This window comes from Pseudoalteromonas sp. 20-92 (assembly GCF_030847595.1).
GTDB lineage: Bacteria > Pseudomonadota > Gammaproteobacteria > Enterobacterales > Alteromonadaceae > Pseudoalteromonas > Pseudoalteromonas fuliginea.
The window spans coordinates 1-15,493 of record NZ_JANJGQ010000041.1 but is presented as its reverse complement, the minus strand read 5'-3'; the positions used below and the strand labels follow the sequence as shown (position 1 = coordinate 15,493).

Genomic DNA, 15,493 nt, shown 5'->3' with positions numbered 1-15,493 from the left:
TTTTGGGCCTCCTAGAGGTAAAGTGAAAGAATAAATAGAGGCTAATAGTGTTTCTCGCAGGTCTTATAGATAGTCGGCATTACGACAATCCCTGAGTATGCGTATTGAAACAAATAACTTCTGTTGATCCGAAAGTCTTGTTACAAACATTGATTGTTTCAGCTCAAATATTCGTGATCAACAGAAGCATATTCCATGTATTAATGAGATAGGTAAATACATTAATTAATGGAACGGAGTAACTATAAGCTGTTAAACAAGGACAAATTACAGTTGGATTTTTGTTCGTGCCTCACTTATTTTAGCCAACTGCAATTTGCCGCTTAAAACGGCGTTTATATGACTAGGGATGTTCCGTGCTAAAAAAATTATTGTGGAGTTTCTTCATATTGGTTGTTCTTGTTATGGGAATGCTTTGGTATGAAACTTCAAGCTATATGTTCCCTTGGCGAGTAAATGACTCTATTAAGCACACTTTATCTTGGGGTGGACTAGCAGATTTACCTGAAAATATTAAAGACTTTAATATAGAAATGTATGGCGGTGGATTCAATCGAACATATGATATGGAGTTTACTAGTACTGAGACAAATCTCAAAAATTGGATAAGTAACTCAAAACGGTTAAAGGATAACAACCCAATATCTATAACAGAGTTTATTAGTGAATATGAAATATACCCCGGAGAAGAGAACGCTGTAGGTGGTTGGGTTCAAATAAATTGGCAAACCTACAAGGTTAAAGTTCATATATTGTGGTCATAATTTAAAACGTAAAAGTCATATAACAACAAGCCCTGAGGTGGACAGCAAGCGCAAAAGCTTACTTTCCACCGCAAATTTTAATAGCGGTGATCCCTTACTTTTTGATGCAGTTAAGTAAGTTGATTCATCGTAGGGCGTATGTGTTTTCCAGCACCTAAATAGGATTCGTATCCACTTAAATGCCAATGATCTGATGATGGTATTATGGGGTTTTCCTTTGACTTCTAGCTGCCAACTATCGTGGTCAATTAACGGTGCTTTAGCCTAAAATAAATAACGCACAGATAATCCAGCTCATCCTAGAAAGAATAAAAAAGGTACCCACACTAAATTTTTCAGTAATACTTTCCAAAATGCCAATTAAAACAACATCAAACACTTCTTTATATGCTGCGTAAAAGCACAGTAATCGATTGAACCAAAATAGGAACTCAGCTATGGTTTATTTATCAATAGAACAAATAAAAAACGAGTTAATCTATAGGCTCGTTATGTAACTACGTGAAGAGAGATGATGAACAAGGAAACTATAGGGAAATACGTCGCAGTTTTGGGATTATTGCTTTTCTGGGCACCTCTTTGGGGAATTGTTGATTCGTATTTAATTATGTCCTCTTCATTTCAAGAGATAACGCTGTTTGGAAGTAATGAACCTAAAATATCACGAGAAGAAATGTCATCAACAGCTTTGTCTACAGTAACAGGGTTCATCTTATTTTTAGTTGCACTTTACTTTTTAACATTTTCCGTTGTGGGCTTAAACTATCGAACTAAGTGGCTTTTTTGGGCACTAATAATATATTCAACATTGTTACTCTTCATGTTCCCTGTTGGTACAGTGTTAGGAGTAACTGTGCTGGCAGCGCTAGTTTTGAACAGGGACAAATTTGGACTTGACGGTGTCCTTACATAACAAAACCATTAACCGGATTTATGCAAGAGCGCCACAAACCGGTTATTGCAGGCGTTAGCTTTCTAAGAGGGTTTCGAGTTGAGAACAATATTTAGCTTTATTTTAGCCTCTTTAGTTGTTGCATTTTTAGCGCCAATGGCAATTGAAATGAAATTTACTATTATTCCTTTTGGTATATTTATTTGGACGTTAATAGTTGTTCTAATTTTAGTTCCAGTAACAGCATTTCCAATTTATAAATTTATCACTAAAAGTTGTGATTATTCGCTAAATACAGTGCTCAAATCTTCAGTTATATCGTAAGCGTCTAGCAAAGTGCACCTGCCAGTAACTCGTCAAAATGATTAAGCTATTTCCGAATTTCAATGAGGAGATAGTCATGAGAAAAACACGCAGCCTTGAACAGTGGCGCTGTATTATCGAAGAACAACAAGTCAGTAATTTAACTATCACTGACTATTGCCAGCAAAATGCTTTATCAAAAACAACTTTTTATGCCGCACGAAGTAAGCTTAATGCCTCATCAGGCAGCTTTGTTCGCGCTAAAGTGACTAAACACGTTGACGTTATCGAACAGCAACAGTCAATCACCCTCACTATCGGCAAAGTAAACGTCAGCTTGCCACCCACAATGCCTGCCACTTATCTGAGTCAACTGTTACGCGAGCTTACCTGATGAAAATGTTTGTCGAACCAAAAAGTATTTACTTATACCGCGAGGCCGTGGATTTTCGAAAATCCATTGATGGTCTAATCGCAATCGTTGAAGGCGAACTTGAGCGTGATGCTTATACTGGCGCATTATTCTTATTCTGCAATAAAGCGAAAGATAAACTCAAGCTCGTTTACTGGGATAAAACGGGGTTTGCTTTATGGTATAAGCGCTTAGAAAAACAAAAGTTTAAATGGCCAAATAAAATCAGCTTGCAGGAATTTGAACTCAGTCCTGAACAACTGGATTGGTTGTTGTCGGGATATGATGTGCTTGGTCATGAAGAATTGCAGTATCAATCGATGATCTAATCGATCATATTGACAGTAAATGATCGTTGCCACACCGTCTGTTTTATCTTTGCGTCAAGTAAGAAAACAGCGTCAAATTCTGTTAAATTGCGAACATGAAAATTGATGTACACTCACTTCCTGACGACCCAGAACAACTCAAGCGCATGGTGCTTGAGTTGCAACAGCTTATGGATGAAAAGTTAGCTGAAAAAGATGCGCAAATTCACGAATTACTGCAAGCTTATAACGCTAAGCTTGCCAAAGAGTACGCCAAGAAATCTGAAAAGATGCCAGGGGCAGGCGAAGTATTCAATGAAGCAGAAGATATTATTGATGAACATGATAAAGCGCTATTGGCGACACCGGCCTCAGTAAAGAAAGAAAAAGCCAAACCGAAACGCCGTCCACTGCCGGCGCAGTTACCGCGAATTGAGGTGATTGTTGACCTTGAAGAGGATGGCAAAATGTGTGATTGCTGTCACAGCCCACTACATAAAATGGGTATGCATATTCTCCCCAGCTTTGATCACCCAATGGCACTAACTTTGATCACTTATTCTCATTAAGCTTTGATCACGAAAATCACTCTATAATGATCACTTTTGTGTTCTTAATGATTTTGCCGATCAAAGCTTAATGCCACTCGTAACCGAGTTCACGTTTTATCATTTTTGTAGGTATGTTAAACCGTTATCTAAATCATTTGATGAGGATAACAATAATGTCAACAAGACCTATATCTATGAGTAAATTACATGCTATTTTACGGCTGAAATATTCAGCAAAATTATCCCATCGAGAGATTGCTAGAAGCTTAAATATCTCCCCTGGCACTGTGGCTAATTACGTTAAAAAGGCCAATGAGTTAGGGTTAAACCAATGGCCGTTACCTGAAGATAAACAACACGGTACTTTTCTTAATACAAAAATCAGGGACTTCTCAACCCGTCAAAAAAGATACCCAACACCTGACTGGCTCACCATCAATAAGGATTTAAAGCAGCACAAACATTTGACGTTGCAGTTAGTCTTCGATGAATTGTGTGAGAAAGTCGGTGAGCCTTATTACAGCTATAGCCACTTCTGCCGCGCCTACCGGCAATGGTTAGGAAAACAACGGTTGTCGATGCGTCAGCATCATAAAGGCGGTGAAAAGCTGTTTGTGGATTATTGTGGCCCTACGCTGACCATCACGTGCCCTACAACACAGGAAACACGACCTGCTCAAGTGTTTGTTGCCGTGCTCGGCGCATCAAATTATAACTATGCTGAGGCAACGTATAGTCAACAACTTGAAGATTGGGTGATGAGTCATGCCCGTTGCTTTGCATTTTTAGGCGGTGTTCCAGAGCTTGTTATTCCCGACAACTTAAAAAGCGCCGTTAGTAAACCCTGTCGCTACGAGCCTGATTTAAACCCCACGTATCATCAATTAGCCGAGTATTTTAATGTCGCGGTCATACCGGCTAGACCTTATAAACCCAAAGATAAATCGAAGGCTGAAGTCGGTGTACAAATTGTTGAGCGTTGGATCATGGCACGTCTACGCAAGCAAACCTTCTACAGCTTAGCGCACCTAAATCAAGAAATAGCAAAGCTACTTGATGTAATGAACAATAAGGTGATGAAGCAATATCAACAGTCACGTAAACAGCTATTTGATAAGGTGGATAAAAGCGCATTAAAGCCATTGCCTGAAAAGCCCTATTACTATACACAAATCAAAACGGTGCGAGTACACATTGATTATCATGTTGAAATAGAAAAACATTATTACAGTGTGCCGTATCAGTGGGTTAAGAAACAATTACGCGCACACATAACCAATCAGCTAGTACAGCTTTATCATGACGATACCTTAATCGCACAGCATCCGCGCTCACATCGTTTAGGAGGGCATACAACACAGTCTCATCATATGCCTCTGGCGCATCAAAAACAGCATGAGCAGTCACCGATAAATTTACGCTCATGGGCATTAAGTATCGGGGAGTATACTCACCAAGTTATTGAGTTACAGCTCAGTGGACGGCGTCACCCCGAGCACGCTTATCGCGCCTGTTTAGGGGTGTTAAGTTTAGCTAAAATCTATTCAAAAGAGCGGCTTGAGCAAGCGTGCTATCGCGCAATCATAATGAATACGACAACACTCAAATCAATAAAGCAGATGCTGAAGAAAGGGTTGGATCAACAACCGTTACCCACACAGCAAACAGAGCCAGAAAAGCCAATTAAGCATGGCAACATACGCGGCACACAGTATTACCATTAAGGAAATGAATCATGATAGACACCATTAACCAGCAACTTCAACTACTCAAGTTATCGGGTATAAAGCAAGCACTCAGGCAGCAGCTTGAACAGCCAAATCTATATCAAGAACAAAGCTTTATAGAGCGCGTCAGTTTATTGTTAACACATGAAATTGACACGCGTGAGCAAAGAAAAATCGACCGGCTCGTGCAACATGCTAAATTCCGCTTACCGGCTCAGTTAAATCAACTGATTTACTCGCCGACACGCAATATAGAAAAAGCACAGATACGTAACTTAAGCCAAAATAGCTGGCTGAACTTACATCAAAATATCTTAATCACCGGGGCAACAGGCTGTGGAAAAACATACCTTGCGTGTGCCTTAGGACATGAGCACTGCCTACAAGGAAAAAGAGTTTACTATATTCGATTAAAAGAACTACTCGAAAGCCTGTTTCTAGCACAAGCAGATGGTAGTTACCGGAAATTACTGGCGAAGTTAATAAAGTATGATCTACTGATCTTAGACGACTGGGGGCTTGAACCACTGAGTGCGCAGCAACGAGGTGACTTACTCGAATTAATCGATGCGCGGTATGGGTATAAATCACACATAATAATAAGTCAGCTCCCGCAGGAGAACTGGCATGAGATGATCGGAGAATCAACCCATGCTGACGCCATTTTAGATAGGCTAATTCATGGTTCGATTAAGTTGAACTTAAAAGGAGAATCGATACGAAAACAGTTAAATAAATTGACTGATGATGATCAGTTAAGCTAATTTAAAAACGGCTCTACAAAATGATAAATCAGGTGATCAAAGCTGATGAGAATCGGTGATCAAAGTCATGAGAATACGCAAAGCGAAAGGGAAGAATAAAAAAACAGGTAAAGCGGATGTTGCACTCAACCTGATAGGCAAACTTTACGGTATTGAACAAAGCATCAAAGATAAAACGCACGATGAAAAATTCAATGTTAGGCAACAAAAAGCGAAACCAATCGTTGATGAATTGTATCAATGGCTACTCAAGCACAAAGATAAAATCCCTCCCAAAATGGCGCTAGGTAAAGCAATTACCTATGCGATAAATCAGTTTGAGAAATTCAGGCGTTACCTCGATGATGGCAGGCTCAGTATTGATAATAACCGTGCAGAGCGAGCCATAAAACCGTTCGTGATAGGGCGAAAAAACTGGCTATTCTCAAATACTTGCAATGGCGCGCATGCCAGCGCCATACTCTACAGTCTTGTTGAAACCGCCAAGGCAAATGACCTTGTGGTGCATGACTATATCTCTACTTGCTTACAGCACCTTGCTGAGCAGCCAGATAATCTAGCGCCACTGCTACCTTGGAACATTAAGCAAAGCTAGGTGCCGTTAGCTATACGCTTACGGTGCAGCAATGAGAAAGCTAATTCAAATTTGTTTTGGGATGATAAAGAACCAAACAAGGTATCAGTCCGCATTAGCTTTAAATTAGGTTTGTACTCGGTTCTGAGAGATGGTATCTACAAAGAGCGTGTTACCGATTAAGCGGTCAGCGCGTTTAATATCATTTTTCTTTGTTGTTTTTGATAAGCTTTTCAATCCCCTACCTAAATATGTCACAGACACACGTTGATCATACATACCAGAGTCAATGAAGGTAAATAACGTGTTTAATCGAGTAGAGTGAATTTCAGGGTAGGCAGCAGCGATATCATTCTGTATTATATTTGTGATTTTCATGGCTATTGTTTTAAGTTGTTTTTAGCGAAGTAATTTGATCACAATTAGTCATGAAGGTCGATCCCCTTTACTCATCTTTTTTTAATTCATTTCGTAGGGATTTGTCAGGCTTTAAACTATATGAAATTTAGAGATTGTTCGATTTTGAACAACCTCATGATGAAAAACTAAAGTGGAGATTTATTCATATTTCCACTGTAGTGCAGAAACAGGGCAAGTCTGTTGTAAACGCTCAAATTTATTTCCATTTTTAACAGCTGTTATACACTTACTACAATTATCGTTTTTTTTACACTCAACTTTATCAATCCACACCTGAATCATCCTACCATCCGAATTAGTTATTCTGCTTGGCTCGATATTATTAATACTTTCAAGAGAGTAAAATACTAAAGCCCCTATAGATGAAAACAACAAAGCATAAAAGCTTTTTGAGATTTTACTGCTCATATTTCCACTCTATTGCTTCAACAGGGCAAAATCTTTGAATTTCTTCAAGTCTAACCCCTGTATCAATTACTTGCTCACAAACTCCACATTGAATACAATAATTTTGATTAATATAAACACGTACTCTCCTACCATCTTTATCTACTGTCTGAGCACCTTCATCCCAAGTAGTTATGTAATATACCAATACTCCAGCAACCACTGAAGTTATAATTGTAAACAGTATTGTAAAAATTGATGCGTTTGCATCTTTGCTAATGGTTAAGTGTATAGGTATGCTTGTAGCTAACACAATACCTACAGATTGCTTTATAAACTTTCTTCTGCTTAGAAGTAAATATTGCTCATGACTAACAAGATTAATTTCTTTCTTCATGTAGATTCCTATTAAGTTTCTGTTCTAAAAAGATCTGCTCTGACTTAGAAATAGGTAACGGGGATTTTTTAATATAATCATATGCAATTTTTCCTGAGCTATCCTTAACCAAAATGTCAGCACCATTTTCCATTAAAAAGTTTACATAATTTAAATTCCTAAACTTAACTGCGTACATTAATGCTGTTACCCCTAAAAACCCCTGAGCGTTTACATTCTTACAGTTTTTAATTATTCTTAATATATTATTTCCTGATACTTCTTTATTTAATGCTAAAGCATGAAGAGCAGAAAAAGACCTTTCTCCATTGCAAAGTTCTTGTATTTTATTTTCTGGAAAAGCAGCCAACAATTCATTGTGAGCGCCATTTTTAATCATTAACTCTAATATATTTATCCTTTTTTCTTTTTCTTCGTAAACTGACACCTTTGAAAGGTAAGTTTTATTATCTTCAATGTGCAGACTGCTTGTCATTGTTGAAAAAAATTTCTCTTCATCATCTTTAAAACTAAAGCTTAAAGCATTCAAATATTCCAAAATTTTATTTCTTTCATCGATATTTTTATTTTTAGAAGCAGCTCTGATTATGTTGTTATTTGGGTCTAAATCAGAGTCAAGAGGGACATCAACCCCGATAAAAGTTAAATATTCAAAAAAATTAAAACTTGAGTATTCTGCAGCATGTACTATTGGAAGAATGCCTCTTTTATTAATAAGATTTAAATCTACTCCAGCCTCTGAAAAGCCATCGATAACCGAATATTCATTATTTGCAATAGCGAAGTCTGAAAAATACCATCCTGTTTCCAACTTCAAGTTATATAAAAACTCAAATGCCATTAACCTTTTTAAGCTATTCCACTGCTCTGTAGTAACATTACCGATGTCTAGATTTTTTACCTCTAGTTCTTTAGCTATAAACTCCGGGTAACGGATTGAAGAAACATTTGAAGTAAGAGATACCGTGCTATTTTTTACACTTCTTTCATGGAGCTTAGCGACTTTCTGTGCCTTAGGTTCTGGGCGGAAATCAGGTTGAGGTGTTGAGAAAATGCGATTTAAAAAGTACCCGAATGAAAATGAAAAAATTACGCATAATATGATTAGTGAGACTTTCATACCAACTCCATGGCAAACAAATGAATATTAAAATTATTTTCATTTAGATTTTAATGGGCACTAACAAGTGAAGTCAACTAATGAAGTCAACTAATTTTTTTGAGAAATATTATTTATATTATCCTAAAAAATATTTATTACCTTTTAGCCAGAGCATTGCTTAAGGATACATCCACATCTAAAAAATGAGATTCCGTCATTTCCAGCTCATTATGTAAATGCATATTTTGCATTCAAAAATGATTATTTAGCCCCTGTTCAAAATGAAATTAATATTTTTTAACATCCAATGTTCTCAAAATTAAGAGAGCTACTAATTTATATGTACTAGCTCTTTCGTTCAACTTTAGCCTAACTCTTTCACATAAAGTAAAAGCGCGCTGTACATTACACTGAGTGCCTTTATTACATCTTTGTCGAGAACCGCTTCTGCTGGGTGATGGCTTATACCGCCAGGGCTGCGTATAAACAACATGCCAACGGGGCAAATTGGAGCGATTGCCATTGCATCATGCCCTGCGCCTGAGGCAAGTGAAGGCGATGCTTGGTTATTGAGTTTACATGCGCTTGAAAACAAATGCTGAATAGTAGTGTCGCACGCTACGGCATCGGCGGCATGCGTCCATTGCCAATCAAGCGTTAAATTGCGTTTGCTTGCTATAGATTGTGCGCTGCTTTGTATGGCGCTTAGTAAATTAGCGAGATCGGTGTCGCTCTGTGCGCGTGCATCTAGGCTTATGGTTGTTTTACCTGCAATCACGTTTGTAGCCCCAGGGCGAGATTGTATTTGCCCTACGGTGGCAACTTCGCCGTTTTTAGCATTGTTTGCTAGTTTTTCAATTTCGGTTACTAATTCAGCGCAGCCTGCTAGTGAATCCTGCCTCAAGTTCATTGGGGTTGTACCCGCATGACCGCTTTGTCCTGTTAGTGTGATCATCGCGCGCTTTGCTCCTGCGATTGCAGTTACAACGCCTAACGCCTGATTAACCGATTCGAGCACCGGACCTTGCTCTATATGAGTTTCCCAGTAACCTAGTAATTCGTTTTTGTTTAGTGCGGCCTTTGCGTAGTCGTTAGGGTTTAGGCCAAAGTCGAGCATGGCTTGGCGCATAGTTATGCCGTTTGTGTCTTCAATGTTTAGCCACTGTGGGTCAAATTCGTTAGCGAGGGCTTTTGAGCCAATTAAAGTGGTGGCAAAGCGGGTGCCTTCTTCATCGCAAAAGCCCACTACATCTAAATGAAAGGGTAGGTCGAGCTTTAACTTATGTGCAAGCGCTGCAATTTCTATCCCCAGTAGTACACCTAAAATACCATCAAACGCACCTGCGTTTGGTACGGTGTCGAGGTGCGATCCTATAATTAAACGTTTAGCATGTGGGTTTGATGATTTTAGTCGCCCCCAAAGGTTGCCCACTTCGTCTTGCCACGATTGCATGCCAGCCTCAACCATCCACGATGCAGTAACGGCGTTACACTCTTTGTGCTCTTTTGATAAGTACACGCGGTGAATACCGCCTTGCATTTGCGATAGTGCGCTGAGGGTTTTACAGCGAGATAAAGCGCGTGTTGCGTATTCATCAGCAAGCTCTTTATCTAATAAAGGGCTGTGTTGTGGGCATTCAATCGTCATGCTAAATCCTTTTTTATTTATAGTGAGCAAGGGCAGCAATGGCGGCTTCGCCTTTAGGGCCTTTGTAACCGTTGGCATGTAAGCAAGCGTCTAAGCTTGCAAGTGTTTGTAATACGGTATCTTTGCGGGCGTTGTAGCCCATGGTGCCAATACGCCAAATTTTGCCATGCAGTGGTCCAAACGAGGTGCCAATTTCTATTCCAAAATTGGTTAGCATTTGCCCGCGTACGTGATCGGCATTAATACCCTCGGGAATATAAACACCCAGTACGTTGTTCATTTTATGCGTTAAATCGCCAAATACATTTAAGCCCAGTGTTTGAATGCCTGTTAGCATGGCATCGCCATGTAATTTGTGGCGCGCTATGCAGTTATCCACGCCTTCTTCAATGACTATGCGGGCGCATTCTGAGGCGCAATACAGCATGCTGGTGGCTTCGGTATGATGATTTAGGCGCTCCTCTCCCCAGTAATTCATGATCATGCCTAAATCAAAATAGTTTGAGCGTACAAAGGGCTCTGTGCCGTCGGTATGGTCGGCCGTGCGAATACCTGCCTCTACCTTTTTACGTTTTTGGATCCACTCGGCGCATTTATCGCTAAGTGTTAATGGCGCAGACCCAGAAGGACCGCCTAAACATTTTTGCAGGCCAACCGAAAGTGCATCGAGTTTCCACTCATCGGCAGGAAGTTCGTTACCAACAATAGAGGCGGTGGCATCGCAATAAAATAGTACATCGTGCTTTTGGCAAATATCGCCAATATGCTCAAGAGGTTGGTTCATGGTGGTGGATGTATCGCCTTGTACCATAGCAAGTACATGGGGTTTTACATCAACAATGGCTTTTTCGATTTGCTCTGGCGTAAACACTTCGCCCCACGGTACTTCTATTGTGTGCACTTTTGCGCCTACACGCTCGGCTATTTCAGCAAGTAAGTGGCCAAAGCGCCCCATAATTGGCACTAGTACTTTATCGCCTGGGCGTAAAATTGAGCATAATACGGCTTCAATACCCGCGCGCGATGTGCCATCTATTAGCATGGTCCATTCGTTTTTAGTTTTAAAAATTTCGCGGTAACGTGCCATGGTTTCGTTCATAAAACCGGTCATTACTGGGTCGTATTGACCTATAAGTTGCGCCGACATAGCACGTAAAACACGAGGATCTGCATTAATAGGGCCTGGTCCCATTAATAAACGCTGTGGTGGGTTTAAGGTTTGAACTTTCGTGTTATTAAACATATTTTAGGCTCCCAGAGTCTGAATGAGCATGCGTATGCCGGTTATCATTAAGACAACGGCAAAGGCGCGTTTTAGTTGTTTTTGATCCAGCTTGCTACCGATTTTTACGCCAATAGGCGCAAATAAAATAGTCAACGGAATAATAAGAAAAAAGGCAGGGAGGTTAACCAACCCCCACGTTCCTAGGGGAGCATCGGTTGGCGTTGTGCCAATACTTAATAAGGTAATAACGCCAGGTAGTGCAATCAATAAACCAAAAACGGCCGCAGTACCTACTGCAACATGGGCGCGTACATTAAATGCGTTTAGCATCGGTACGCCAATAGTACCGCCACCTATGCCAATCATTACCGACAAACCACCGACAATACTTGCCATAACGCCTTGACCAAATTTACCTGGTAGTTGTTTTACAAGCGCGGGTGCACCGGCTCTAAATAGCATGTTTAAACTGACTAAAATAGCAATACAGGCAAACATAAGTACCAGTGCATTACCGCGTATTGAGTGCGCTAAGTAGCTGCCTACAACGGCCATAACTAAAATAAATGGTGCCCAGTATTTTATTAGCGCAAGGTCAATATTCCCTTTGGTATGATGCGAGCGAATAGATGAAAGCGAAGTAGGTACTATGGTTGCAAGTGATGTAGCGGTGGCTATCATCATTGCCGACTCTGGGCTTACGCCAAAACCTTGCAGTAAAAAATACAGCACGGGGACGATAACAATACCGCCGCCTACACCAAAAAGTCCTGCTAAAATACCGGCAAAAATACCGGTTGCTATTAAGGCTACTATAATTGGCCATTGATTTATTATTTCTGACATTGTGTTCCTGCTGTAGTTACTGTTGCACGTCCATCTGAACGAGGATCTGTTGCAGCTTCAAGGCTTGTAGGTGTATCTAAAATAGCCCCAGCGTGCCCCATCATTTCGTTATTATTATCAACGCTTACCCAATCGTGGTCACGTTGATTTAATTCATGTTCTATATGAAAAACTAACCCTTTTTCAATTTTTAAATTTGTACTTGTATCGCCCCATGTACGTCCAAGTAACCAACGAGGGTCGCTAATCGCTTGTTTTATTGATTTATTTCGCCATGCGTAGCCTGCAAAAACAGCGGCTTGGGTTTGTGGCTGCCCTTCTCCGCCCATTGTTCCGTAAGCAAGTCGACGACCATCGTTAAATTTTGCCATTGCAGGGTTAAGCGTATGAGCCGGCTTTTTATTTGGCGCAAGGGCGTTGGTATCTTGATTGTTTAAACTAAAGCTTAAACCACGGTTATTCCACACAAAGCCGCCTTCACTCATTAATATTCCGCTACCAAATTCCCAGTAAATACTTTGAATAAAGCTGACTAATTGCCCGTTTTTATCTCTGGCTGCCATCCACACAGTATCGCCAGGCTCTGCGTTAAATGGCCATTTTTTGGCTTTACTCATATCAATATTGTTAGCAAGTTCGCTTAAGCGATTATCGGTTAGTGCGTTTTTATAATCATCCCCTAATACTTCAGGGTCAGCCCAAAGGGTAGGGCGATGCGTAAAGCTTTGCTTAGTTGCCTCAACAATTAAGTGCGTCCAGTCGGCATCGGTTTTAGCTAAATGCTTTAACTTATTTACGGCACCAATTATTTGTAGTGAATGCACGCCCTGTGTTGGCGCGGGTAAGTTGTAGCAATTAATACCACTGAGGTTTGCATTTAGCGCAGTAACGACCTCAGCTTTTGTATTTGCAATGTCACCTGCGGTGATTGAGCTGCCTGCTTTTGCTAAGTCGGCGGCAAATGAGTTGGCAAGTGCGCCTTCATAAAATGCGTTTAAACCATGTTTTGCTAGGTATTCAAACGTTGCTGCAAGTTTAGGGTTTTTAAAATGTTGACCTGCTTGCAAGGGGTTACCATTGGGTATGTAGAGGCTTTTAAACGCGTCATTGGTATTGTTAGCAGCGGCTAGTTTTTCGCAGCCTGCTTGCAAGCTTTTTGTAACGGTAAAGCCCTCGCGCGCAAGCTCAATAGCGGGTGCTAAAATTTTTGACAGTGGTAGTGCTGCATGCTCATCTAGTTCAAGCGCTTTTTGCCAACCGCGTATTGTGCCCGCTTGAGTTAGTGCGCTTAATCCGCCGCGCTCTGGTATTTGCGCGAGCGGGTTATACGCCGTTGTATTAGTTGCTGCGCGGCCGCAGGCGTCAATAGCAGTGGGCGTTTTTTGGTTTGGGTTATCGATAAGCCAAAAGCTGTCGCCACCAATTGAGTTCATATGTGGATATACAACGCTAATAGCAGCGGCAGCTGCTACCATAGCCTCGGTAGCTGTACCGCCTTGTTTTAGTATATTTATACCCGCCTCAGTGGCCAAAAAATGAGACGCGGTAAATGCAATGTTGTGTGTGGTCATGCCGTTGTGCCTTGTTTAAAGTGTGCAGCTAGGTGCTTAACGCAAGCAAGTAGGCTTTTATCGTTACCGTGGCTCATCATTAATGAAAAACCATACGGATGATCATTTGCTAAATTAGCCAGCGGTAAATGCACTTGCGCTGAGCCACTAAGTCCTGCAATTGCCGAAAGCGTAATAATTTGCATGCGTAAGGCGCTTGTGTCGACGCCTAATTTAGGTGCGGTTGTGGGGGTGGTTGGCAAAAATAAACAGCTGTTTGTATTTAGGTTTTTAGCTATTAGTGTTTGCCATTGGGTTTGTACTTTTAGTGCTTCTTGTTCTTCTTGATCAGTTAGGGCAAGCGCCATATTAAAACGTGCCGCAATTGCTGGAGCAAACTGGGGAAGTTGCCCCGGCAATTGAAGCCAATCTTTATGCGTTTTTGCGATTGCTCGCCCTTGCAGTACTCTAAAACTATCAGCAAGTTCGCTTAATAAGCTGCTGTTAGGTAGTTCAAATTCTTTATGGTGCTTAAAATTAGGCTTGGTTTTTTCAAGCAATTGTTTAAGTGGGGCTTGTAAAACAGGGTCAACGAGTTCAAATAACGGCTCACAAATAACTAAGGTATCAACGTTATTAATAGCTTGATTTGGTAGCAGTACATTACCTACATCGCTTAATAGCTCGGCGCTTTGGGTAAGCCAACCTATGGTATCAAAAGGGGGAGCCAACGGTATTAGGCCGTCTTTTTCAATCACGTTATGGCTTGGCCTTATGCCATATAAACCACAATAGCTGGCGGGTATTCTAATTGAGCCGCCAGTGTCGGTGCCTAAGCCAATATCAGCTAAGTTTGCAGCAACTGCAGCAGCAGACCCCATACTCGAACCACCGCAAGCATGCCCTTTTAATTTAGGATTTTGCGCAGTGCCATAATGTATATTATTACCTTCTAAGCTATAAGCCAGTTCGTCAGTATGGGTAAAGCCTATAAAGTTACAACCAGCGGTCATGAGCTTATTAACCGAGCTTGCCGTATTTTGAGCCGGTTTAGCTGTTTTAAACCAGTGTGGGTTGCCTGCGCTGTTACGCTCGCCCTTTACTGCAAATACATCTTTTACAGCTAAGCGATTGTTTGCAAGTAGACCAGATTGGTTTGTTTGCCACAGGGTAGGACCATGGTCACAAAAAATACCGGTCGTATTATTATTTTTGGTACTCATATCACCACTCGTTATAAAAAATCTGACCAAGCAGTTCAGATTTAGAGTGATTAAAAAGACGGATTAATTTTTATTATTTTTCAGCTCACTGCGTAACATCTTGTTTTTATTTTACAGAGCTTGATCCGCTTTTTAATCGGTTAGCTTATTATATTGTTTAAAACCTAAGCAAGAGGAATGCCATTAATTAAAATCCTGTCCAACTGGTCAGGTTTTGTTGGGTTATATGAGATTTGTAAATGTGGGCTGTAGAAATAGTGAGATTAAAATGAGCTAAAACAAACCAATTTGGTGCGCAGATGCACCAAATTGGTCTTTATTTATACAGGGCAAGATCACGAACTTTACCTTGACTTAAAAGTATGATCTTATACTCCTTTTTTAAGGAGCATCCCCATGT

At 40.5% G+C, this 15,493-nt stretch carries 17 protein-coding genes and 2 pseudogenes; 9 read left to right on the top strand and 10 right to left on the bottom strand.

The annotated features are described in order from the left end of the window. The first annotated feature begins 356 nt into the window (after window positions 1-356). Complete coding sequence (locus tag NRL14_RS20360) at window positions 357-764, top strand: hypothetical protein (RefSeq protein ID WP_306725478.1); 408 nt, start codon at window positions 357-359, stop codon at window positions 762-764. A 15-nt stretch (window positions 765-779) separates the two neighbouring features. Here the strand turns inward: NRL14_RS20360 and NRL14_RS20355 are convergent. Beyond that, window positions 780-995: pseudogene (locus NRL14_RS20355) on the bottom strand (hypothetical protein); the annotation flags it as partial. A 283-nt stretch (window positions 996-1,278) separates the two neighbouring features. Here NRL14_RS20355 and NRL14_RS20350 point away from each other — a divergent pair. The 8 genes from NRL14_RS20350 (at window position 1,279) to NRL14_RS20315 (ending at window position 6,316) form a co-directional block, all read left to right on the top strand. Then, window positions 1,279-1,677 (top strand): hypothetical protein, encoded by a 399-nt coding sequence (locus NRL14_RS20350; RefSeq protein WP_306725477.1) that lies wholly within the window; start codon window positions 1,279-1,281, stop codon window positions 1,675-1,677. A 78-nt stretch (window positions 1,678-1,755) separates the two neighbouring features. After that, entirely contained in the window at window positions 1,756-1,980 is a 225-nt protein-coding gene (locus tag NRL14_RS20345; protein WP_306725476.1) for a hypothetical protein, read from the top strand. A gap of 76 nt (window positions 1,981-2,056) precedes the next feature. Beyond that, complete coding sequence (locus tag NRL14_RS20340) at window positions 2,057-2,353, top strand: IS66 family insertion sequence element accessory protein TnpB (protein WP_306725475.1); 297 nt, start codon at window positions 2,057-2,059, stop codon at window positions 2,351-2,353. After that, complete coding sequence (gene tnpB, locus NRL14_RS20335; RefSeq protein ID WP_306725474.1) at window positions 2,353-2,700, top strand: IS66 family insertion sequence element accessory protein TnpB; 348 nt, start codon at window positions 2,353-2,355, stop codon at window positions 2,698-2,700. The genes NRL14_RS20340 and tnpB overlap by 1 nt, the downstream gene beginning before the upstream one ends. A 95-nt stretch (window positions 2,701-2,795) precedes the next feature. Beyond that, window positions 2,796-3,248, top strand: a complete 453-nt coding sequence (locus tag NRL14_RS20330) for a hypothetical protein (protein ID WP_306725473.1) — start codon at window positions 2,796-2,798, stop codon at window positions 3,246-3,248. Window positions 3,249-3,403: 155 nt separating this feature from the next. Further along, entirely contained in the window at window positions 3,404-4,954 is a 1,551-nt protein-coding gene (gene istA, locus NRL14_RS20325; protein WP_306725472.1) for an IS21 family transposase, read from the top strand. 11 nt (window positions 4,955-4,965) lie between these two features. Further along, window positions 4,966-5,721: an IS21-like element helper ATPase IstB gene (gene istB, locus NRL14_RS20320; RefSeq protein WP_306725471.1), complete on the top strand. Its 756-nt coding sequence runs from the start codon at window positions 4,966-4,968 to the stop codon at window positions 5,719-5,721. A 55-nt stretch (window positions 5,722-5,776) separates the two neighbouring features. Beyond that, window positions 5,777-6,316 carry a transposase gene (locus NRL14_RS20315; RefSeq protein WP_373462542.1) on the top strand — a complete coding sequence of 180 codons (540 nt, stop codon included), beginning with the start codon at window positions 5,777-5,779 and terminating at the stop codon, window positions 6,314-6,316. A gap of 150 nt (window positions 6,317-6,466) precedes the next feature. On the opposite strand, the pseudogene NRL14_RS20310 reads toward NRL14_RS20315, so the two are convergent. The 9 genes and pseudogenes from NRL14_RS20310 to NRL14_RS20270 all read right to left on the bottom strand — a co-directional run. Further along, window positions 6,467-6,673 (bottom strand): annotated as a pseudogene (locus tag NRL14_RS20310) (IS4 family transposase); the annotation flags it as partial. Window positions 6,674-6,853: 180 nt separating this feature from the next. Next, the gene (locus tag NRL14_RS20305; RefSeq protein WP_306725470.1) at window positions 6,854-7,123 is read right to left on the bottom strand and encodes a hypothetical protein; all 270 of its coding nucleotides are present in this window, start codon (window positions 7,121-7,123) and stop codon (window positions 6,854-6,856) included. Next, complete coding sequence (locus NRL14_RS20300; protein ID WP_306725469.1) at window positions 7,113-7,499, bottom strand: hypothetical protein; 387 nt, start codon at window positions 7,497-7,499, stop codon at window positions 7,113-7,115. The genes NRL14_RS20305 and NRL14_RS20300 overlap by 11 nt, the downstream gene beginning before the upstream one ends. Then, window positions 7,483-8,619, bottom strand: a complete 1,137-nt coding sequence (locus NRL14_RS20295; RefSeq protein WP_306725468.1) for an ankyrin repeat domain-containing protein — start codon at window positions 8,617-8,619, stop codon at window positions 7,483-7,485. Before NRL14_RS20295 ends, NRL14_RS20300 begins: the two co-directional genes overlap by 17 nt. Before the next feature lie 346 nt (window positions 8,620-8,965). After that, window positions 8,966-10,249 (bottom strand): allantoate amidohydrolase, encoded by a 1,284-nt coding sequence (locus tag NRL14_RS20290; RefSeq protein ID WP_306725467.1) that lies wholly within the window; start codon window positions 10,247-10,249, stop codon window positions 8,966-8,968. 13 nt (window positions 10,250-10,262) lie between these two features. Beyond that, the gene (locus NRL14_RS20285) at window positions 10,263-11,492 is read right to left on the bottom strand and encodes an alanine--glyoxylate aminotransferase family protein (protein WP_306725466.1); all 1,230 of its coding nucleotides are present in this window, start codon (window positions 11,490-11,492) and stop codon (window positions 10,263-10,265) included. A 3-nt stretch (window positions 11,493-11,495) separates the two neighbouring features. Further along, on the bottom strand, window positions 11,496-12,320 hold the full coding sequence (locus NRL14_RS20280) for a sulfite exporter TauE/SafE family protein (protein ID WP_306725465.1): 825 nt from the start codon (window positions 12,318-12,320) through the stop codon (window positions 11,496-11,498). Next, window positions 12,308-13,891, bottom strand: coding sequence for a gamma-glutamyltransferase family protein (locus tag NRL14_RS20275; RefSeq protein WP_306725464.1), 1,584 nt, complete (start codon window positions 13,889-13,891; stop codon window positions 12,308-12,310). Before NRL14_RS20275 ends, NRL14_RS20280 begins: the two co-directional genes overlap by 13 nt. Further along, window positions 13,888-15,093, bottom strand: coding sequence for an amidase family protein (locus NRL14_RS20270; RefSeq protein WP_306725463.1), 1,206 nt, complete (start codon window positions 15,091-15,093; stop codon window positions 13,888-13,890). The genes NRL14_RS20275 and NRL14_RS20270 overlap by 4 nt, the downstream gene beginning before the upstream one ends. Window positions 15,094-15,493 lie beyond the last annotated feature (400 nt).